This window comes from Bacteroides mediterraneensis, from assembly GCF_900128455.1.
In the GTDB taxonomy this organism is placed as follows: Bacteria; Bacteroidota; Bacteroidia; order Bacteroidales; family Bacteroidaceae; genus Phocaeicola; species Phocaeicola mediterraneensis.
The window spans coordinates 829,797-851,634 of record NZ_LT635783.1 but is presented as its reverse complement, the minus strand read 5'-3'; the positions used below and the strand labels follow the sequence as shown (position 1 = coordinate 851,634).

The 21,838-nt window shown below is 45.3% G+C and carries 16 protein-coding genes; 3 read left to right on the top strand and 13 right to left on the bottom strand.

The window, feature by feature from the left end; translation table 11 throughout:
* Positions 1-79: 79 nt before the first annotated feature.
* On the bottom strand, positions 80-1,372 hold the full coding sequence (cls, locus tag BQ7480_RS03400) for a cardiolipin synthase (protein ID WP_072543881.1): 1,293 nt from the start codon (positions 1,370-1,372) through the stop codon (positions 80-82).
* 509 nt (positions 1,373-1,881) lie between these two features.
* Here cls and BQ7480_RS03395 point away from each other — a divergent pair.
* Positions 1,882-2,883 carry a malate dehydrogenase gene (locus BQ7480_RS03395; RefSeq protein ID WP_072541722.1) on the top strand — a complete coding sequence of 334 codons (1,002 nt, stop codon included), beginning with the start codon at positions 1,882-1,884 and terminating at the stop codon, positions 2,881-2,883.
* 169 nt (positions 2,884-3,052) lie between these two features.
* Here the strand turns inward: BQ7480_RS03395 and BQ7480_RS03390 are convergent, their stop codons facing one another.
* The gene (locus BQ7480_RS03390; protein ID WP_083581734.1) at positions 3,053-4,564 is read right to left on the bottom strand and encodes an IS1182 family transposase; all 1,512 of its coding nucleotides are present in this window, start codon (positions 4,562-4,564) and stop codon (positions 3,053-3,055) included.
* Positions 4,565-4,914: 350 nt separating this feature from the next.
* Here BQ7480_RS03390 and BQ7480_RS03385 point away from each other — a divergent pair, with 350 nt between their 5' ends.
* The gene (locus tag BQ7480_RS03385) at positions 4,915-6,483 is read left to right on the top strand and encodes a phosphatase PAP2 family protein (protein WP_083581745.1); all 1,569 of its coding nucleotides are present in this window, start codon (positions 4,915-4,917) and stop codon (positions 6,481-6,483) included.
* A 56-nt stretch (positions 6,484-6,539) separates the two neighbouring features.
* Complete coding sequence (gene dnaG, locus BQ7480_RS03380; protein ID WP_072541721.1) at positions 6,540-8,654, top strand: DNA primase; 2,115 nt, start codon at positions 6,540-6,542, stop codon at positions 8,652-8,654.
* Positions 8,655-8,701: 47 nt separating this feature from the next.
* Here dnaG and folE read toward each other — a convergent pair whose 3' ends face one another.
* From folE to BQ7480_RS03325, 11 genes are all read right to left on the bottom strand, one after another.
* A complete protein-coding gene (folE, locus tag BQ7480_RS03375; protein ID WP_022354712.1) occupies positions 8,702-9,295 on the bottom strand; it encodes a GTP cyclohydrolase I FolE in 594 nt (197 codons plus the stop codon).
* A 2-nt stretch (positions 9,296-9,297) separates the two neighbouring features.
* The gene (locus tag BQ7480_RS03370; RefSeq protein ID WP_022354711.1) at positions 9,298-9,759 is read right to left on the bottom strand and encodes an SPOR domain-containing protein; all 462 of its coding nucleotides are present in this window, start codon (positions 9,757-9,759) and stop codon (positions 9,298-9,300) included.
* A gap of 121 nt (positions 9,760-9,880) precedes the next feature.
* Positions 9,881-10,636 carry a triose-phosphate isomerase gene (gene tpiA, locus BQ7480_RS03365; protein ID WP_022354710.1) on the bottom strand — a complete coding sequence of 252 codons (756 nt, stop codon included), beginning with the start codon at positions 10,634-10,636 and terminating at the stop codon, positions 9,881-9,883.
* Positions 10,637-10,661: 25 nt separating this feature from the next.
* Complete coding sequence (locus BQ7480_RS03360) at positions 10,662-11,978, bottom strand: BT_3928 family protein (protein ID WP_072541720.1); 1,317 nt, start codon at positions 11,976-11,978, stop codon at positions 10,662-10,664.
* A complete protein-coding gene (locus BQ7480_RS03355; protein ID WP_072541719.1) occupies positions 11,968-12,510 on the bottom strand; it encodes a DUF1599 domain-containing protein in 543 nt (180 codons plus the stop codon). Before BQ7480_RS03355 ends, BQ7480_RS03360 begins: the two co-directional genes overlap by 11 nt.
* Before the next feature lie 141 nt (positions 12,511-12,651).
* Positions 12,652-13,557, bottom strand: a complete 906-nt coding sequence (locus BQ7480_RS03350; RefSeq protein ID WP_072541718.1) for a peptidoglycan DD-metalloendopeptidase family protein — start codon at positions 13,555-13,557, stop codon at positions 12,652-12,654.
* Positions 13,558-13,849: 292 nt separating this feature from the next.
* On the bottom strand, positions 13,850-14,515 hold the full coding sequence (locus tag BQ7480_RS03345; RefSeq protein ID WP_072541717.1) for a DUF3256 family protein: 666 nt from the start codon (positions 14,513-14,515) through the stop codon (positions 13,850-13,852).
* Between the two features lie 68 nt (positions 14,516-14,583).
* On the bottom strand, positions 14,584-17,367 hold the full coding sequence (locus BQ7480_RS03340) for a hybrid sensor histidine kinase/response regulator transcription factor (RefSeq protein WP_072541716.1): 2,784 nt from the start codon (positions 17,365-17,367) through the stop codon (positions 14,584-14,586).
* A 179-nt stretch (positions 17,368-17,546) separates the two neighbouring features.
* A complete protein-coding gene (locus BQ7480_RS03335) occupies positions 17,547-18,431 on the bottom strand; it encodes a carbohydrate kinase family protein (protein ID WP_072541715.1) in 885 nt (294 codons plus the stop codon).
* Between the two features lie 11 nt (positions 18,432-18,442).
* The gene (locus BQ7480_RS03330) at positions 18,443-19,603 is read right to left on the bottom strand and encodes an MFS transporter (protein ID WP_072541714.1); all 1,161 of its coding nucleotides are present in this window, start codon (positions 19,601-19,603) and stop codon (positions 18,443-18,445) included.
* A 34-nt stretch (positions 19,604-19,637) separates the two neighbouring features.
* Positions 19,638-21,833, bottom strand: coding sequence for an alpha-galactosidase (locus tag BQ7480_RS03325; RefSeq protein WP_072543879.1), 2,196 nt, complete (start codon positions 21,831-21,833; stop codon positions 19,638-19,640).
* Between the last annotated feature and the right edge of the window lie 5 nt (positions 21,834-21,838).

The window sequence follows — 21,838 nt, the reverse complement described above, 5'->3', positions numbered from 1 at the left end:
TTTTCAGGGCTATTATTCCCATATAATCGGACAAAAATAAGAAAAAAATCGTAGTTTCAGGGTATATTCTCCCTTATTATTATATAACCGGAGTGAACAAATGTGCGAACCAGCCGACAAAGCGTCGCCACACACCGCGTTTCTTATATTCCTCACGCGTCATGACCGTACTGTGAAGCTTGTCGTTGCTGAAGACCTCTCCCAGTTCGGCTGTAGTAGGCAGGTCCAGGATAAACGCATTGATTTCATAATCGTAGCGCAGGCTCCGGCTGTTCAGATTGGTGCTGCCCACCGTACAGAAACGCTCGTCCACCATCATGATTTTGGAATGATGGAATCCCCCGTTGAACACATAGATATGCGCCCCGGCCTTACGGAGCTTGTTGGCAATATAAAAACCTGCATCGGGCGTAAAGGGAATGTCCGATTTGCCGGGAATCATGATTTCCACCCGTACCCCACGCTTGGCCGCCCGCTTGATGGCCTTTCGCACCTGACGGGTAGGCGTAAAATAAGGATTGATTATCTGCACCTTATGCTCCGCCGCATCCAAGGCAGCAATGTAAGCCTCCCGCATGATTTCCGGACACACCCTCGGAATACGCTGCACGATGGCGACTCTCCTTCCGGAGCCCACACAAAAGCTGTCCGGCACCACCGTCATTTCTTGCAGCTCTTCATGCGTTTCCTTGTTCCATACCCCCAGAAACGCTTCTTCCAGATACTTCACTGCTGGACCTTCTATGCGGATATGCATGTCGCGCCATACCCCGATTTCCGGCAGTCCGTTGATATAATAATCGGCAATGTTCATTCCGCCCGTATAACCCACTTTCCCGTCGATGACCACAATCTTCTGATGGTCACGGCAAAACACATGGTTGATATAAGGGAAACGGATGGGGCTGAAACGGGCCATTTCAATGCCTCTGTCTGCCAGCATCTTCAAATGTTCTTTCCGCAGCGGACGGCTGTTCGACAAATTGCCGAAATCGTCAAAAAGTGCCTTTATCGTCACACCTTCCTTTGCCTTTTCTGCCAGCAAGGTGAACAATTCCTTGGCAATGGAATCGCTCCGGAAATTAAAATACTCCAGATGGATGTATTTTTCGGCCTTCTTGATGTCTTCAAACAAATGCTCAAACTTGCTGCGGCCACTCTTCAACAGTGTCATACGGTTGCATGAAGTCACCGGAATATGCTTCTTTTCCAGAAAACGGGCAAACAAGGAATCAGATGGCAGATATACATCGGCTGTATCCGTTACTTCCTGAAAGGCAGGTTCTTCCTGTTCCTGCGCCTCCAGCGGGAAGATACAGCATACGGCCAGCATCCACCATAATATATACAGTTTCAAATTCATCTTCTTCATGGTCATTGGGGCAAAAATATGGAATATTTCAGAAACCGCAATGAGTTTGTAATGCAGAATTGAAAGAATGACCAACGATTCTTCCAAATCGCCTTATTCCTAAATTCTTCCGGCCTTTCATATTCTCTGTACCACAGTGTGGTTTTTATATTCCACACTGTGAAATATGTATCCCACACTGTGGTTTTTGTATCCCACACTGTGGGACAGAGAAATTACCGGATAATTTCGAATTAACCCCCTTGAAAATCTCCATAAAACTCACACAAAAGAAAAAGAAAAGACCGAATGTATGCCCCCGAAGACAAAAATGCAACCTACTCTTTGCAAAATCAGGGTGTGACTTCTAAAAATAGTGAAATTTTTCCGTAATTGCCGGAAATACTTTCTTCCGCCCCCATTTTTCCCAGAACAAAGATTCGTTTTTCAATGAGAACTTTCCTATCTTTGCATCGAAAGAAAAAACAAAGACTATACACTTTTATACATAACTTAAATACATAAGAATTATGGAATTTGTAACAAACGAAAAACTTACCATTGTTGGTGCTGCCGGTATGATCGGTTCTAACATGGCTCAGACTGCTATCATGATGGGCTTAACTCCAAACATCTGTTTGTACGACCCGTACGCTCCAGGTTTGGAAGGTGTTGCTGAAGAATTGTTCCACTGCGGTTTCGAAGGTGTTAACGTCACTTTCACTTCAGATATCAAAGAAGCGCTGACTGGTGCTAAATATATCGTAAACTCAGGTGGTGCTGCCCGTAAAGCTGGTATGACTCGTGAAGACTTGTTGAAAGGTAACGCTGCCATCGCAGAAGAATTCGGTAAGAACGTAAAACAGTACTGCCCGGATGTAAAACACATCGTGGTAATCTTCAACCCGGCTGATATCACTGGTTTGATTACTTTGCTGTACTCTGGTTTGAAACCGAGCCAGGTTACTACTTTGGCCGCTCTCGACTCTACTCGTCTGCGCAGCGAACTGGCTAAACACTTCGGCGTATCTATGGACGCTGTTGAAAACTGCCGTACTTACGGTGGCCACGGCGAACAGATGGCTGTATTTGCTTCAACTGCAAAAGTAAACGGCAAACCGTTGATCGACATGATTGGTACTGACGCTCTGACTAAAGAACAGTGGGCTGAAATCCAGCAGAAAGTAACAAAAGGTGGTGCCAACATCATCAACCTGCGTGGCCGTTCTTCATTCCAGAGCCCGGCATACGTTTCTATCGAAATGATTGGTGCGGCTATGGGTGGCAAAGCCTTCCGTTGGCCGGCTGGTACTTATATCTCAAACGATAAGTACGATCACATCATGATGGCTTGGGAAACTTCAATCACAGCTGACGGTTGCCACTGCGCTGCATTGAACGGTACAGCTGAAGAACAGGCTGCTTTGGACAAGAGCTATGCTCACTTGTGCGAATTGCGTGACGAAGTAATCGCAATGGGCGTTCTTCCTGCTATCTCTGAATGGAACAAGCTGAACCCGAACATCAAATAATCGGATATTCCATTGATATAAAAAGAGGCTGTCTCAAAATGAATTGAGATGGCCTCTGTCGTTTCATATCAGACTGAAGTCGTTTGGATTTTTCTCAAAAAAAGGAATTTACAAGTTTCTTTCTACAGATTTCATCGCTTTAAACGGTTTTTTCTTGGTCAGAAGCCTCCTAAGAGGCTACTTTTGCAAGATTATGCGCTATGGCCAGCAGGCCAAATTCAATTTCCACCTTCTTCAGTCCACGGAGATGGAACCTCTTGAAGTGCTTGTTGTTCTTGAGGTTTCCAAATACGGCTTCCACATCCTGCGGCCGCTGGCTCCGGTATTTAAGACCTTCCGCAGAAAGGAGTTTCTCACGTTCCCTTTCCTTGATTTTCCTCAGCCTGTGGTTTACCTGCACAATCCTTTCCGACCGGCTTCTGTGACACCGGCATCTTAACGGGCAGCCCTTGCAGTTCCGGGCCCTGTACCTTGAGATGGTCTGTACAAAACCGTTGTCCGTCGTCCGCTTTACATCGGAGAGTCTTTTCATCCTCTGTCCCATCGGACAGTACATCCCGTCGGTTTCTTCATTATAGTAAAAGTTGGCAGACAGGAACGGGTCATTCCTGAAGCTCCTTTTCTGTTCCTTGTGGAAATAGCTGTACTTTATGAAGGTTTCAATGCCATGCCTGAAGGCGTACAGGTAGTTCTCCTCGCTTCCGTATCCGGCGTCACAGACGGACACGTCAGGATATCTGCCGTACAGGGAATGGAAGTCTTCCATGTGCAGGGGATAGGTGGAGGTGTCACCGGCACACTGGTGGAGGGTATAGTTCAGGATGAACTGTCTGTTGGTACTGACCTGCGGGTTGTATCCGGGCTTGAGCTGCCCGTTCCTCATGTGGTCCTCCTTCATCCGCATGAACGTGGCGTCGGGGTCTGTCTTGGAGTAGCTGTTGCGCCCATCGAGAATCTTTCCCTGGGATTCATATTTCTTCAGCTGTTCGGGCCATGCCTTCCTCACGCGCCGAACCTTGGCCTTCACTTTCCGGTCCGCATCCGTTCCCTCCAAGGCTTCATGTATCTGCTCCAGCGCCCTTTCCACCTTCTCGGGGGTGATGTCCTGGTAAGTGACGGGAGCGGAGTCGCGCAACTCCTGCTTGGTGACGGACTCGGCGTACCGCCATATTTCCTCAAGCTGTTCCGCGATTCTGGAGATGCGGGTGTGGATGGACTTGCCCCAGACGAACGTATAACGGTTGGCGTTTGCTTCCATCTTCGTCCCGTCGGTGCAGGCCACGTCCAGACTTACAAAGCCCTCCGCCACGAGGAACTTCACGATGGTGGCGAAGACGGTCTTGAGCACATCCTTCAGCCGACTGCTGCGGAAACGGTTGATGGTGTTGTGGTCAGGAGTCACATTGCCGGTCAGCCACATGAAGCGGATGTCATTGCGGCAAAACTCTTCGATGCGGCGGCTGGAATAGATGTTGCGCAGATAGGCATATACCAGAATCTGCAGCATCATGCGGGGATGGTAGGCCGGACAGCCTTTGACGGAGTACTTGCGGTAAAGTTCTTCCAGGCTGATCTGTTCAATGATACGGTGAACAACCCGGACCGGGTCGTTCTGGGGAATAAAATCGCCTAAACACGGAGGTAAAAGCAGATTATCGTTGGAGGTATAGTTTTTAAACATTATCTTTGGGATATATTGCTTGATTCCCTAAGATACAAAAAATTAGGGAGACGGGCAAGTCCTGACTGAGCGAAGTTGGGGCTTGCCCGATTTTTTTTGCAGACACAAAAAAGGCCATCTCAAATTATATTTCAATTTGAGACAGCCTCTTTTTATGTACTTCCAGCATTCCGCTTCCTTCGGAAGGAAATTTCCATCACACACTGGATTTGTACATGAGAAAAATCAGATGCAGTCTGATTATCAATAAAGTAGCAAGTTCCTATGTACATCAGACTTTCTTCTGCATCTCTTTCTAAAGCACTATCTTTGCGGCCTCCTACTATGTATTTTTAATTTTCTGAGCCGCAATGAAAATCCGTGTCTTGTTATTTCTTTCCATTTTCCCTCTGATTGTTCCGTCTCTGCATGCCCGCCTGCCGGACGACACTGCCTACCCGACCAAGGACTCTCTTCTTTCCATCTCACCGGAAGGAAAATACTCTGCCCCCAAAGCAAAAGAGCATTTTCGCAGGAATTTCTCGTACATGGGTATTCCCTTCATCGTTTCCGGACTGGTCGTAAAAGGAGAAAACCGGAATTTCCGCACCCTGCGCAACCGTTTCGAACCCAACTTCCACCAGAAATACGACAACTATACGCAATATCTCCCTCTGGCAGCCACATGGGGAATGAAACTGGCGGGGGTAGAAGGACGCAGTTCGTGGAAAGAACTGACCGTCAGCAATGTATTCTCGGCTGCTCTCATGGCCGGATTTGTGAATACCTTGAAATATACCACCAAGGAAGTACGTCCGGACAATTCCTCAAACAATTCATTTCCCTCGGGACATACCGCCACCGCCTTTATGTGTGCCACCATTCTGCACAAGGAATATGGCATGCTCAGTCCGTGGTATAGCATCGGCGGATATACTTTGGCCGGACTGACCGGAGTGACCCGACAGCTGAACAACCGCCACTGGATTGGCGACGTACTGGTGGGAGCCGGTATCGGCATGATTTCCACCGACTTGGGATATTTCTTTTCCGATCTGATTTTCAAGCACAAGGACACACGAGCAGATGATACAAGCTACAACCGTTATGAGGCACCTTCCTTTTTGAGCTTCAACATGGGATTTGCGACGGGACCCTCCAGCCTGCGTACTGCCGAATTATATGACAAGGAACACGGTTCTCCCCTGGGTATGCGCCTGCGGACAGGAACCGCTACGGTAGTCAGTGTGGAAGGAGCTTATTTTTTCAATGCTTACCTTGGGTTGGGAGGCCGTCTGAAAGTGGCCACCCTGCCTGTGATAGCCGATATTCCGGAAGAAAACAAGCGACATTTCGACCTGGACAATGACTTGCAGGAAGGAGCTCCGGTCAACATGTTCCTACTCGACGGACTGGAATCGGACCACCTGGGAATGTGCGACATCGACTTAGGGGCCTATTTTTCATACCCTTTGAACCGCCACTTCCAGCTGGGCGGCAAACTGCTGGTCGGCCGGCGACTGAATGCCGACTTTACCCTGAACTCGCTCTCCCGCATCAACCCCGATATCTTCGACCGGCAAAAAGTCAGCCAAGAAGCCTACAACCAGTTCTACAAGGAGGATGTGGAATATTATCTCCAACAGGAAGACCTGACCACCCACGAACTGCTACGCAGCACGTTTGTGGATGAAGAATTTCTGCACATCCGGAAAAGTTCCACGTTCAAGCTAGGCACGGGTGTTTCCCTCACCTACCGTTACAAAGAGGATGCTGCCCTGCGCCTGTATTGCGACTATGACTTTGCCTCTCCCCGACTGACTTATGACCTGAAAAATACCTGGGTGGATGAAGAAGGAAACCGCGAAGCACGCTCCTACAGCAAACGGACACCAATGCATAACCTTACTTTCGGAGCCTCCATCGCGTTCATATTCTGAATCGCCAGAAAAGACATTGCACATTCTACTTATTTTTATTATTTTCGCATTCCGATATGATAGACCAAGCCACCATAGACCGGATATTGGATGCGGCACAAATAGTAGATGTGGTATCCGAATTTGTCACGCTTCGTCGAAGAGGAGTGAACTACATCGGACTGTGTCCGTTTCACAATGAAAAGACCCCTTCATTCAGCGTGTCACCCAGCAAGGGGCTGTGCAAATGCTTCAGCTGTGGAAAAGGAGGCAACGTGGTACATTTCATCATGGAACACGAACAGCTATCCTACTATGAGGCCCTGAAATGGCTGGCCAGAAAATACAATATCGAAATCAAGGAACGCGAACTGACCGACGAAGAAAAACAGGCTCACAGCTTGCGCGAAAGCTTGTTCGTGGTCAATCAGTTTGCAGCTGAATATTTTCAGGACATACTCTACAACCACATCGACGGACAACGTATCGGCATGACGTATTTACGCAGCCGCGGGTTCCGTGATGACATCATCAAGAAATTCCAATTGGGATACAGTCTGGACAATCGGGATGCGCTGGCCCGTACAGCCTTACAAAAAGGCTATAAGGAGGAGTTCCTTGTCAAAACCGGACTCTGCTACCGAAAAGATGACGGCTCCTTGCGTGACCGCTTCTGGGGACGTGTCATCTTCCCCGTACATACCTTGTCGGGCAAAGTCGTGGCTTTTGGCGGACGTGTGTTGAATGCAGCCACCAAGAACGTGCAGATGAAGTATGTTAATTCCCCGGAGTCAGAAATCTATCACAAAAGCCGGGAACTGTATGGCATTTACTTTGCCAAGCAGGAAATCGTACGTCAAGACCGTTGTTTCCTAGTAGAGGGATACACCGACGTGATTTCCATGCACCAGAGCGGGATTGAAAATGTGGTGGCCTCTTCGGGTACGGCTCTGACCTCCGACCAGATACGGTTGATACACCGTTTCACCAACAATATCACAGTATTGTATGATGGGGATGGAGCCGGCATCAAGGCCAGCATCCGAGGCATCGACATGCTGTTGGAGGAAGGAATGAACGTCAAGGTCTGCCTCCTTCCAGACGGAGATGACCCAGACAGTTTTGCCCGTAAACATAATGCCACCGACTATCAGGCCTACATCAACGAGCACGAAGTAGACTTCATCCGCTTCAAGACCAACTTGCTGATGGAAGAGGCCGGAAAAGACCCAATCAAACGGGCGGGGCTGATATCCAGCATCGTCAAAAGTATTTCGGTCATTCCGGATTCCATCGTCCGCTCTGTCTATACCCGTGAATGCAGCCAGCTTCTGCAAATGGAAGAGAAAATCCTGACAGAGGCGGTAGCCAAACTCATCGAACAGGCACAGGAAAACAAGTTCAAGGAAAACCAGCGGAAGCAACAGCAGGCCCTCAGAGCACAGGAAAATGCGGGAAAATCCATCACTGCTAATCCAGCCGAAAACCAGGCCCCCCCCGTTCCTCAGGAAAATCCGGACACTTTGCCTCCCTCTCCTGACACACAGTCTGTTCCTCCCGCAGAAGAGAACCCTTCCCCAACCGAAGAGTATCTGTCTTACATTCCACTGGAAGGGAATGAACAGAAAGTGTTCTACCAGCGGGAACAAGCACTGGTACGCATGCTGATTCGCTACGGAGAGAAAGTCATGTGCTATCTGGAAGATGAAAACGGAGCGGAACATCCACTGACCGTAATTGAATGTATTTCCACCGGATTGAAAGAGGATGAATTGCAATTTCACAACGTATTGGACCGCCGCATCCTCAAAGAGGCAGAGATGCACCTGCAAGACTCCGGTTTTGTAGCTGAACGTTATTTTCTGAGTCATCCAGACCCGGACATCAGCAAACTGGCTGCCGAAATGGTCAGCGACCGCTACCAACTGAGCAAATACCACTCCAAAGGACAGAAAATCCTGACGGACGAAGAACGACTCTATGAACTGGTTCCTCGTCTGCTGATTGATTTTAAAATTTCAATTGTGGAAGAAGAAATGAAACATACGATGCAGGCATTGAATAATCCGGATGTCTACAACGACCCGCAAAAATGTCAGGAAATCATGGAACACTACCGGGAATTACAACAGATTCAGATTTCAATGGTCCAAAAGGCAGGCGACCGCGTAGTATTACCTCCCAGTATATAAAAAACTATTTCCCCTTTTTCATACGGAAGGGGAAATAGTACATCAAATCAATATTTTGCACGAATCAGGTTCATGAACTCCTCACGTGTCTTTGCCTGATTGAACGCGCCAGTAAAATCAGAAGTGGTTGTCACCGAATTCTGTTTTTCCACTCCTCGCATCTGCATGCACATGTGCTTGGCTTCCACCACCACCATTACTCCTAATGGGTTCAGCGTCTCCTGAATGCACTCTTTTATCTGAAGTGTCATACGTTCCTGCACCTGCAGACGATGCGAAAAGATATCTACCACACGGGCAATCTTGCTCAGACCCGTGATGTATCCATTCGGAATGTAAGCCACGTGTGCTTTTCCATAAAACGGCAACATGTGGTGCTCGCACATAGAGAAAAAGTCAATGTCCTTCACTATGACCATCTGACTGTAAGGTTCCTTGAATTTAGCAGCATTCAACACCTCTCTCGGGTCCATTTCATATCCGCGAGTCAAGGTCAGCATAGCCTTAGCCACACGCTCAGGGGTTTTCAACAGTCCTTCCCGTTCAGGGTCTTCTCCCAGCAAGGAAAGAATTTCTTTATAATGGCCCATCAGTTTTTCGACCTTTTCCTGTGGCCAGTTTATCGAATTGGTATCTGTCATCATTATTCTATAGGTATATTAATCTGTTCGCGCACAATAGATACTTCCTTAAAAACTCCTGTCGCTTTCAATTTACGCATGGTAACATGTGCTTCTTCAATACTCTTGAAGTCTCCTACCCTGCACAGCCAACGTGGAGGCTGAAAATAAGTATAAACCGGCAAATCGGGAAACTCTTCCTTCACTTTCGCAGCTACGTTGTTCGCCTCGCTACGTGCCTGACGAGAATTATTTCCGGCATATACCTGTACACGAAAGCCACGAGCCTTCAATGTCTTCACCGGTTCTGAACTTGTAGACCGTACATAGCGTTTCCCTATCAGAGAAGTAATCTGTGCATCCTGATGGACGGTGACTACCCCTTCGCCCGCCCGACGGGTTTGTAAGCTTTCAATAATGTTCCGTTGGGCATAACTCCCACTGACACATAATAAAGAAACAATGAATAAAAAATATTTCAGCATAACCGGATTTTTAGATAGACATAGAAAACAAAAGTCAATTGAGCACAGAGGGAAGGAATGACACTGCACGTCCTCATCTCTCTGTGCTCAAACAATTCCTGATTAATTCAGATATTGGAAATTATTTAAAAGCATCGATGATACCTTTGAAGTCGGCAGCCTTCAGAGCAGCACCACCAATCAAACCACCGTCTACATCAGGATTTGCAAACAATTCTTTTGCATTTGAAGGTTTGCAGCTACCACCGTACAGGATAGAAGTGTTTTCAGCCACTTCCTTACCGTATTTAGCAGCTACCAAAGAACGGATGTGAGCGTGGATTTCCTGAGCCTGCTGCGGAGTAGCAGTCTTACCTGTACCAATAGCCCAAACCGGTTCGTAAGCCAAGATAATCTTGCTGAAGTCTTCTGCAGACAGAGAGAATACAGAAGCCAGCTGAGCTTCTACTACTTCATTCTGCTTGTTAGCTTCACGTTCTTCCAACACTTCACCGATACAGAAAATCGGTTTCAGGTTGTTAGCCAGAGCCAATTTTACTTTTTCAGCCAAGATTTCTACTGTTTCGTGGTAGTAAGCACGACGTTCTGAGTGACCCAAGATTACATACTGAGCACCTGTAGATGCAACCATTTCAGCAGAAACTTCACCAGTGTAAGCACCAGAAGCTTTGTCTGCACAGTTTTCTGCACCTACGCCAATGATAGAGCTGTCTACCAGAGGAGTAACAGAAGCCAGGTGAATAAACGGAGTACAGATGATAACATCGCAGTTAGGTTTGTCTGCGGTCAATACTTCGTTTAATTCTTTTGCCAATGCAATACCTTCCTGCAGGTTCTTGTTCATTTTCCAGTTACCTGCTACAATGTTTTTTCTCATTTTGTTTTTAATTTAAAGGGTTAGTTTATAATGTTTCTTTTTCTTGCTCTTTTTTCTTTTTCTCCCTGCGGCTTTTGATACGCAACCAAGCCAAATCGGCCATGGTAAACAACAGTAAAGGTACCAAGAACCAGCACGTAACCTCTACAATTTTATGCACATTGGTCTTAGGGCTCCACGTACTAAACGGAAGACGTTCCAAAGGGGCATTCAACTGATACTCGTCAGGTAAATTGGATACACTCCATTTACGCAACACCACACCTTTTTTCAATAACATCAATCCCGGATTGGAACGAATCATCGTTTTGAGCGTAATTTCATCCATCAGTGCAAAAGGATATTCAGCTCCAGTGTTTTCCTGCCACTCCATGATGTCCTGTTCAGAAGAAGCGGTCAGACAAAGGAAACGGTAACCGTGCTCCACACTGTAATCGTACACTTCATTAATCAAATCCATCCCGCTGTCGTCCGCCTGCTTCAACCAAGGAGATACCAGTAAGAAGGTATATTGCTCGCCTTGCAGAATATCCTCTGTCAAGTCTTCGCCTGTTTCCAATGAAGTGATGGAAAAATCGTGAATAGGCGGTTCATATCCCTTTTCCTTTACCCGGGTTTTCGAATCCACAAAGGTCCAAGTAGAATCTGTCGGGAAATTGTCGATGGTGAACTCCTGCTCTTTTCCATTCTTGGAATAGATGAAAATGGTTTCATACACCGTCGGCTTCTCCCCCTTTGGAATGCTCATTCCCTTGACGATATCAGTCCCTACATGATAGGGACGGAAATCAAATACCGGCAGATAACGGAAACAGAAGAAAGTGAAAAAAATAATGAAAACAATACTGTAAAGCGAAATCAGCCAGTCGACCTTCGTCGTCACCAAATTAAAGATGTAGCGTCTCCATTTGAATACGGAAACTGCTGCCACCAACAACACTATATTTTTGAAAAAAGTTTCCCAGTTAGTCAGGACTATCGCATCACCAAAACACCCGCAATCGGATATGGGATTGGCCAGAGCTAGCCACAACGTCAACGGCGTCATGAAAGACATGACCAGCAACACCAACAAAGGAGCCACCCTACGCCGAATACCAAAAAACAGGTAAATGCCCAAAATAAACTCCAAAAAGCCAAACAGCATCGCCAGCAAATAAGGCACATAGCCTTCACTTAAGCTCAACAAGCCCCAAGCTTTCAGGTAATCCTGTATTTTATAAACGGTACCCAAAGGGTCATTGGCCTTTATAAATCCGGAAAACAAAAAGACAACCGCCAACAAAAAACGGCAGAAATTACTCCAGACTACAGCTGCTTTATGTAAATACTTATTCTCCAAATTCCAGTTTAATCAATCCAAATACGGCATAATTAATCATATCCATGTAATTGGCATCCACACCTTCCGACACCAATGTATCCCCTTTCAAAGATTCAATTTGTTTGGTACGGTAAATTTTCATCAGAATCAAATCGGTATAAGAAGTGATGCGCATGCTACGCCAAGCCTCATCGTAATCATGATTTTTAGCCAACATCAATTCCAACGCCTTCCTGGCATAGTTGTCATATAACTCCAACGCACGCTCTTCGGTGATGTCTTCTGTTTCAGCATAGCCTAACTCCAGCTGAATCAGACCTATAATACCATAATTTACAATGGCCATAAATTCCGGACGAATCCCCTCATCAATCAAGGATACTCCTTTCACTTCTATGCTACGAATACGGTTGGCTTTGATAAAAATCTGGTCTGTCACAGAAGATGGACGCATGATGCGCCACGCAGCTCCGTAATCATGCAACTTCTTGGCAAACAAATCACGACAGACTGCAATTACATGTTCAAATTGTTTTTTGGTATCTTCCATCTCTTATGCTCGAATATGTGGCAAAGTTACTGTTTTTTCACAGAGCACACAATAATAAACGACATAAAAAATGCCATTTCATACAGACCTGACGGCTATATGAAATGGCTTATTTCTTTTACAGTATGTGTATACTCCTTGTCACGAACATCTCAAGACTTGTCCGATACGTAAAGTAGTGGTACGCTTGATACCGTTAATCTGGCACAAACGGTCGATAGACACATGATACAAACGGGAAATGCGTCCCAATGTATCTCCCTTGCGAATCTTGTGGTAACGGATAGCCGACTTTTCAGCCTCTACAGCTCCCGACTTACCTGATTTTACAGCAGCCAAAGCCCGTGTACGCTGATAGGAATAACGGTTGGCACCTCGCACAAACAAATAGCTGTCGGCCACAATATCCTGATTGGGAAAATCAAACATAAATTCCGGATTAATCACTTCACCCAAGAAACGCGTTTCAAAATGAAGATGCGAACCTGTAGAACGACCGGTGTTTCCACCCAAACCAATCGGATCACCAGCTTTCACATACTGGTCTTCAGCCACAATCTGCTTAGACAAGTGACCATAAATAGTTTCCAGGCCATTGTCGTGACGAATCACCACATACTTACCGTATCCTCTACGCTCGTATTTTACCATACGGACACGTCCGTCGAATGCAGCACGGATAGTATCGCCAATGTAGACTTTAATATCCAATCCGTTATGCATACGCCGCCAGCGAGGACCGCATTTGGAAGTAATGATTGTATGGGTTGTCGGCATGCAGAAGCCTGTAAGATCAATCCGGAAACTGTCTGGAACCTGTGTACCACCGTACGCATGAACGCGATCATTGTTCCAATTAGGATAAAGACTATAAGCAGGATATACAGCCTGTTCTGCCTTAATCTGGCGAATCAAAGCCAGCGAATCCACCGCTTTCAATTTTCTGTCGATAGGAGCCTGACGAGCGAGAAGATCTTGTCCCGAGACATTGATACTCACCATTGCCAAAGCTGCCATCGCTACTGTTCTAATACATTTTAATATCATTCCATTCTATATTTTTCAGCTAGTATCCGTCGGTTGGCTTTCGTGATATAAATTATTCCAGCCCGACCTCCAAAAAGAATACCACTACTGGTTAAAAAACAATTCACATTCATGATGCATATTCCCTTCTCCCTGAAATATGCCATTCAGTTTTATAAACAACGCCCCAAAGATAAAATTTTTCCGCCATACCCGGTTGCATGCTTAACTATTTTTTATGTATTTTCATACGCACGAGTCCTTATTGATGTTGTAAAACATAATAAGCTGCAGAACAAAAAATTAAATAGAATTACTTCGATAAAGAATTCAGTTCCTCTCGCTTAATAAACTTTCCATTCTTCCATTCATAGCACAAGGGAGTAGAAACCACATAACGCTTCAATGCTTCCGCCGTCTTCTTATCCAAATAATCGGGAGTGGTATAAGTGATTGACAGAACAGACTGGTCGGCCGACAAAGTGGCCTTCCATAAATACATGTCTGCATAAGCACGCAAATTCTTCAAGGAATCAGCCTGCACATCAGACTGAGGCACAATATAAAAGGAATCTTCCTGAGGAAGCTGGATAAAATCATTTACGGACAATTTCTTCCAACTGGTATCATAAAAAGCAATCTGGCTATCTCCCGCCGGAGCAAAATAAGTAGACACGGCGCAAATCACTTTTACAGAATCATTCAAAGGTAGCAGTTTCAATTCCAGCGTACTGGCAGAAGTGCTTTTCAAGAATAAATAATCTGAGGTCAATTTTGTCATTTCAGAAGTATTTCCAAAACGATTTTTCACTTCTGCCTTCATACCGCTCTCCAGAAAATCTCCAAAATCAGCCCTGTTCACTTCTGTCAGAAAAGGAGATAAGGAGTCAGGCATTGCCACAAACAGCGTTTTCAAATCTTGGGCGAATCCGGCCCCATATATTCCACATACAAGTAACACTATCAAAATCCGTTTCATAATCTACGTCCTCAAAAAGTGCCCAAATATACAATTATTTCTTCGAGTAAAAAAGAATCTGGCTTCTCTTACCCTTTTCCATCCCGTCTTTTCAAGAAATCAGTCGGACTTTCCCCAAAATAATCTTTATAACACCGAGTAAAATAAGAAGGTGAACTAAAGCCCACTTCGTATGTAATTTCAGCTACAGTCTTTTCGGTGGAAGCCAATAAGGAAGCAGCCTTTTTCAAGCGGGCAATGCGTAACAATTCATTGGGAGAATAACCTGTCAACGCTTTCGTCTTACGGTACAGCTGTACACGCCCTAAGCCCAAATCCGCACCTAAATCTTCCACGCTGAGATTCGAATCACCCATCTTCTCGTCAATCAACATTTTCAGTTTTTCCACAAACCCCTTATCAATCTCTCCCAAAGGCTGTTTTTGAACGGACGTCACCGTATCTTCCTTGAATTTCAAGCGTTTTCGGTTGTCTATCAAGTTCCGGATACGAGACAACAACAGCTTGGCACTAAATGGTTTTGCCAAATAGGAATCTGCCCCTGAATCATATCCCTGAATACGTTGTTCATCCATCGTATAAGCTGTCAGCATCATCACAGGGATGTGAGATGTTTGAAGTTCATTCTTCAACCGACGGCAACACTCAATACCATCCATTACAGGCATCATCACATCGCAAATAATGACATCCGGCACATATTTCATAGCCTGACGAACTCCTTCCTGTCCATTGACAGCTTCAATCACTGTATATTTCTCCTGCAACAACATCTTTATGTAATCCCGTACATCTTGATTGTCATCAATCACAAGAACCACCTCTTTCTCTATCTTTCCATCCACACTGACGCTCTTCGGCAGCTGATGTAAAGTTTCCGTTCCCGCATCCAATACAGCTCCCTCCTGCAGGTTTTTCAGAGACTCATTCTTCTCTATCACTTTTTTCACCTCTCCTTCCTGCCTCATGGGAAGTTCTACCCAAAAGCAAGTACCTTTTCCTTCTTCTGTTGCAACTTTCACTTGCCCATGATGTAAATGCGTAAAAGCTTCAACCAAAGCCAGTCCAAGTCCTGACCCTGTATGCTGCATATCAATCTGATAGAAACGTTCAAACACATGCTGGGCATGCTCCTCCGACATACCAATACCCGTATCACTGACCTTCAAGCACAAAAGGCTTTGCAAGTCCTGTTCCTTTCGTGATAATTCAACCTTTACTTCTCCTTTTTCGGGTGTAAACTTAAACGCATTGGACAATAAATTATAAATAATGCGTTCCATTTTTTCGGCATCCGCCACCATCATATAATCTGCTACATTCCCCTCTGCCGTTACCTCAAAATGGATGTGCTTCCTGAAGGCTAATACATGAAAGGCTTTCGTCCACTCTTTAACTCCCTCAAACACATTAAATTCTGAAAGGCGCAAATCAAGCTTACCGCATTCATATTTCTGAAAGTCAAGAATCTGCGTAATCAGTCGTAACAAAATGGACACATTCCGATGTACAATCTCCAACATCTCCCTATCCCGTTCACTCAAGTGCTTCTCTTCGAGCAGCTGGTTTATTGGGTCAGCAATCAATGTCAACGGTGTACGAAAATCGTGCGACACACTGGTAAAGAAAGCCAGTTTGGCATGCGTAGCCTCCTCCAATTGGCGAGACAGTTCTATCAACTGATCGCGCTGCTCCTGCAATTGGTCACGTTGGCATTCCAACTGCTCTTTCTGAGCCGACAATTCCGCATTCATCCGATTCTTCATCCAGAAAGCACGCACCAGGAAGAACAACAGGAATCCCACCAACACTAAAATGACCACACACGCATACAAAAACATTTTTTGCGCGGAATAACGCAGGAAATAATCATCCAACCGGCTGTGCAACAATTCTATTTTATGGTCTAACGAAAAAATATGTTCTGTCTGCATTTGCATAATACGGGCATTGTCCTTATTCACCGCTGCCGTAGACAAGTAATTCTCCCGCTCATATTTCTTCCCTTTTAAAATAGACATGGCCACCTGCATCACCTTATCTCCACCTGTGGGATAAATAAAGGTGGCGTTCAATTCGCCTTTGGCCACACTTTCCACCCCATATCCTTTTCCAGCCACTGCGTCCACACCAATAAACACAATATTTTTCTCCCGTCCCTGCCGAAGTGCCTCCTGATAAGCTCCTATCGCCATCCGGTCATTTTGCGCAAAGATCAAATCAATCCGGGAATGTCTCTTCAAAATCGTATCCACTACCATACGGGCCTTATCCTGGAACCAGCCGGCATCCGCGGAAGCCACAATATGTATGCCTGGTGCCACTTTCAAGGCCTCCATCATTCCCCGATGTCGTTCTACCGCCGGAGTGGAAGCCTTCAGCCCCGTAATTTCTACCACCTGTCCTTCGCCATTCAAAGCGTTGACAATATATTCGCCCACCTTTTTCCCAATCTCATAATTATCCGCTCCTACATAAGCCGTATATTTATCAGAATGGATTTTCCGGTCAACCAGTACAACTGGAATACCTGCTTCGTAAGCTTCTTCCAATACGGGTGCAATAGCTCCCGCTTCATTGGGGGCCACAATAATCAAATTGACCTTCCGATGAATAAATTCCTTAATATCATTTATCTGCCGTTGATTGTCATCTTGTGCTTGGCGGATTTTAACCTCCACCCCTGGATAAAAGAGAGCCTCGCGCAGAATCTCTTTATTCATCTGCACGCGCCATTCATCATTGCTACACTGAGAAACTCCTATAATATATTCAGGTTTTCTTCTATCGCAGGCTACCAGCAACCCCACAAGAAAAAACAACAAAAGGAATCTATGCCATCGATGTTTCATGCAATCCATATTAAGTTAACTTTACAAAGATACATGAAAGCAAGGAAAGCCCACCTATCAAAAAGCGTTTTTTCTGTATTATTAAACAATAAAAAATGCGGTTTCAGCCGTCACAGCTAAAACCGCATGCCTTTCAAATCTAACCTAAACTAAAAATACAAACTTATAAACCTTATTCTTTACATTTTATCTCTTAAATACAGAGGAAATTCCGGCATAGCTCCATTTTGAGTACATACAAATGCAGAAACTTCCACAGCCAGTTCGTGTGCTTCACGCACTGTCTTTCCTTTCAAAATAGAAGCCACAAATGTAGCCGTAAATGAATCTCCTGCGCCTACGGTATCAGCGACCTCCACTTTCGGGGTTTCCACAAAAGATACATTTCCCGGAGTAAAGACATAGCTGCCATTCACCCCACAGGTCAAAATCAACATTTTCAAATTATATTTTGCCAGCAGAATCCAGCATTTATCCTGCAAGTCGATACCCGGATAGCCAAACATACGGCTTACAGTCACCAGTTCTTCATCATTAATCTTCAATACATTGCATTTTCTAAAAGAGTTACAAAGCACCTCTTTTGTATAGAATCCCTGACGAAGATTTATGTCAAAAACCTTTAGAGTTCCTTCTTTCGGCATGGCATCCAGAAACTTATTGATTGTATCCCGGGAAACTACACTGCGCTGGGCCAGCGAACCGAAACAAACAGCCGTAGTCTGCTTGGCCAGTCCTTCCAATGCCATTGTGTATGGTATATTATCCCATGCCACCCCTTCTTTAATATCGTAGCAGGGCACTCCTTCCGCATCCAGCTCCACCTGTACGGTGCCGGTTGGATAGGGTACACGCTCAATCATACAATGCAAGTTCTTTTCATAAAAGTTTTCCAAAATCTCAGTTCCCAACTTGTCTTCTCCTACCGCACTGACCGCACGCCCGTCAAGTCCGAACTGTGATACGTGATACGCAAAATTTGCTGGAGCTCCTCCAATTTTCTTTCCTTCAGGCAGCACGTCCCACAGTGCTTCTCCTATTCCAACGACAATTGTATTATTCATAGTCTTACTATTTAATGTTTAATTTTCAATGTATAAAAAAGTAAATAAATCACACCGGCGGTCATAACTGCTACCGCACCCGTCTGCCCCACTGCATCACTGGCAATTCCCATCAAAAGCGGGAAAATTGTACCACCGAAAAGTCCCATAATCATCAGTCCTGATACCTCATTCTTCTTATCCGGCATAGCCAACAGAGCCTGTGAAAAGATAATGGAAAAGACATTAGAATTTCCAAAACCAATCAAAGCAATGCATATATAGATTATCGTACGCGAATCGAAGGCGAAAAGCCCGATCATGGCCAGCATCATACAAATCACGCTAATCAAGAAAAAGACTTTAGAAGATACAGCCCGCAAGATGAATGCTCCAGAGAAACAACCCAACGTACGGAAAATAAAATATAAACTTGTCGCAAATCCAGCCTCCGTCAAGGTCATGCCGATACGTTCCATCAAAATCTTCGGAGCAGTAGTATTCGTACCTACATCAATTCCTACATGGCACATAATGCCTAAGAAAGACAGCAGGATAAACGGTTTGCCCAACAGCTTCAAGCAATCGGTAAAGCCAGAAGCCTTATCCGGCTGTTCCTCGGTAATCGGGGTAGCCGAAAGCAACAGAATGGCAAAGATAGCCACCACCATATAAATCGGGAACAACACCCTCCATCCCAAGCCAAAAGTAGGAATGGTCTGCAAAGCTCCCCACATAGCCAGATAAGGTGCCAAGAAAGAAGCGATAGCTTTCACAAACTGACCAAAAGTCAGCGTACTGGCCAAACGGTCGCCTGAGATAATATTGCTCAGCAACGGATTCAGAGAAGTCTGCATCAAGGCATTACCGATACCCAGCAAGGAAAAAGCGCAAAGCATCAAGCCGTAACTATCTCCAAACATAGGGAGTAACAAAGACAAAAAAGTAACTCCCAAACTCAACAACACAGTTTTTTTACGTCCGATGCGGTTCATCAACATTCCCGTAGGTACGGAGAATATCAAAAACCAGAAGAACACTAAAGAAGGGAATATATTCGCTTCAGAATCACTCAGATTCAAATCTTCCTTCACATAATTGGATGCGATTCCTACCAAGTCTACAAATCCCATGGCAAAGAAACACAGCATCACCGGGAAGAGTTTCGCATATTTTAATTGAGTATTTGTCATTTTCGTTCGTTTTTTAGTTTACTTTTGATAGAGATTATTCTGCTGTCAACTCTATTACATGACTTTGAGTCGGCTGGAAACCAAAGACATCCAGTCCCACCTTCATCAGATAGTCACCGGAGAAGAGTTTTCCGTTCTCTTTCAGTCGAGAATCTTCTGCAGGCATCAGATTGATTTCTTCCACCTTATACATTTTATTCGGATCCAACCCCCGCACCTTCAGCTTCATCAGTTTCTCCTGGAAACGAGGATAAATGTCGTAAGCAAATATCACTCCTTTCGAACGGTCCTCATTAACGTAGTTCACGGCCATGTGATTGGATTCATACGGAGACACCAAACGATATTGCACACCATCCAATATTACCGGCTGCAAACGTTTCCAGTTGGCTACGGCAAGCTGGCAATATTCCAGCTCCTCTGCCTTCAACTCTTTCAATCCAATATCAAAGCCCAATTTACACATGGAAGCCATATCCGTACGGAACTTGATAGAAGTATTCTTATTCCAGCTGGTAACATGCGCACACATGGCCTTGGCCGGGAAGAACTGGGAGAATCCCCACTGAATATAGGCTCTTTCCACCGGATCAGTGTTATCACTGCACCAGAACTCCGTGAAATATTTCAAGGCTTCATAGTCACAGCGGGCACCGCCACCGGAACAAAGCATCATCGGCACATCCGGATAATTCTCCTTTACCCGTTTCATGACATTGTAGACGCCTCTCACATGATCAATGTAAAGACGACCCTGTCTCGTTTTCAGGTAAGAAGAATAAATATTTGTAATCGGGCTGTTGCAATCCCACTTAAAGTACGCAATACCCGGATTCTCTTTCAACAGCTTGTCGACAATCCCGTACACATAATCCTGCACTTGCGGATTGCTCAAATCCAGGACCAATTGGTTACGGTAATAATAAGTTTCACGATTCGGATAATGGATAGCCCATTCAGGATGCGTTTCAAACAGTTCACTCTTCGGATTTACCATTTCCGGTTCTATCCAAAGTCCGAACTTCACGCCTTCCTTCTTCGCAGCCAGAATCAACGCATTGAGGCCTCCCGGAAGTTTGTCAGCAGTCACCTCCCAGTCTCCCAGTCCGGCAGTATCTGCACTGCGTTTGTATTTGTTGCCAAACCATCCGTCATCCAGCAGGAACATATCTACGCCGAGTTCTTTGCTTTCCCCAATCAGGTCAACCAGCATATCTTCATTAAAGTCGAATGCGGTATTTTCCCAATTGTTCAGCAAACTCAGGCGAGAACCTTTTCCATCCTTCAACTGATAATTACATGCCCATCTCTGAAAATTGCGGCTGCCCTCGCCAGTCCCCTTCTCACTCAGCGTGAAAATAAACTCAGGAGTGGTGAACACCTCTCCTTTCTCCAGTTCATAATTCGACGCATAAGGATTGATAGCAGGAATGACGCGCAAGTTGCCAACATTATCCACCTCGAATGTAAAACGGAAGTTACCAATCCACCCCAGTGTACCCATCAGTACTTTACCATGGTTCTCTGAGGCAGGAGCATTCAGGCCGACCATAAAAAATGGCTGAGTATGCATAGCTGCACGACTTCCCAGCTTGGTATCTATCACTTTCTTTCCAAACTCCAGTTTCTGCGTACTCATTTGTACCTCTTTCGCCCAGTCCCCACTGAATTGAGTCAGGTAATAAGAAGGACAATTGAAATACAGCATAGTAGAAGCATAACGGAAAAGCTGTATCGGTTTTTTCTCCTGATGAGTGATTTCACTCCAGGTCTTGATGATATTCTCCTTTTCGTAAGCCACATAATGCAAGGTTACATCTACCGGATATTTGTCATCACGCAACAGAATATCGGTCTGTGTTCCTCCATCCACTTTTTTTGAAGAAGAGGACACATAATACAGCCACGTAGACGAATTCCCATCAGCATGTGTAATACCCACAGTCGGCTCAAAGAAGTCTTCATTTCCTGAGCCCGAATACACCTCCCATCCGCGAGTGGAGACACTCGCATCCGAAGCAGGATGTATCCGCCAGTCAAGGTTTTCCAATTCAGCCTCATGCAGTAATTTCTCACCCAAATAAGTTTGGTAAAGCCGTCCGTTTTCAGCTACCTGAAGCACCAAATCAGTCTGATCCGTAGAAATACGGATTATTTTCTTTTCGGCAGCTTCTGCATGCTGAAATACCAACAGCGTACCCAAAGCCATCATCAATATGTTGTTTTTCATGGTCA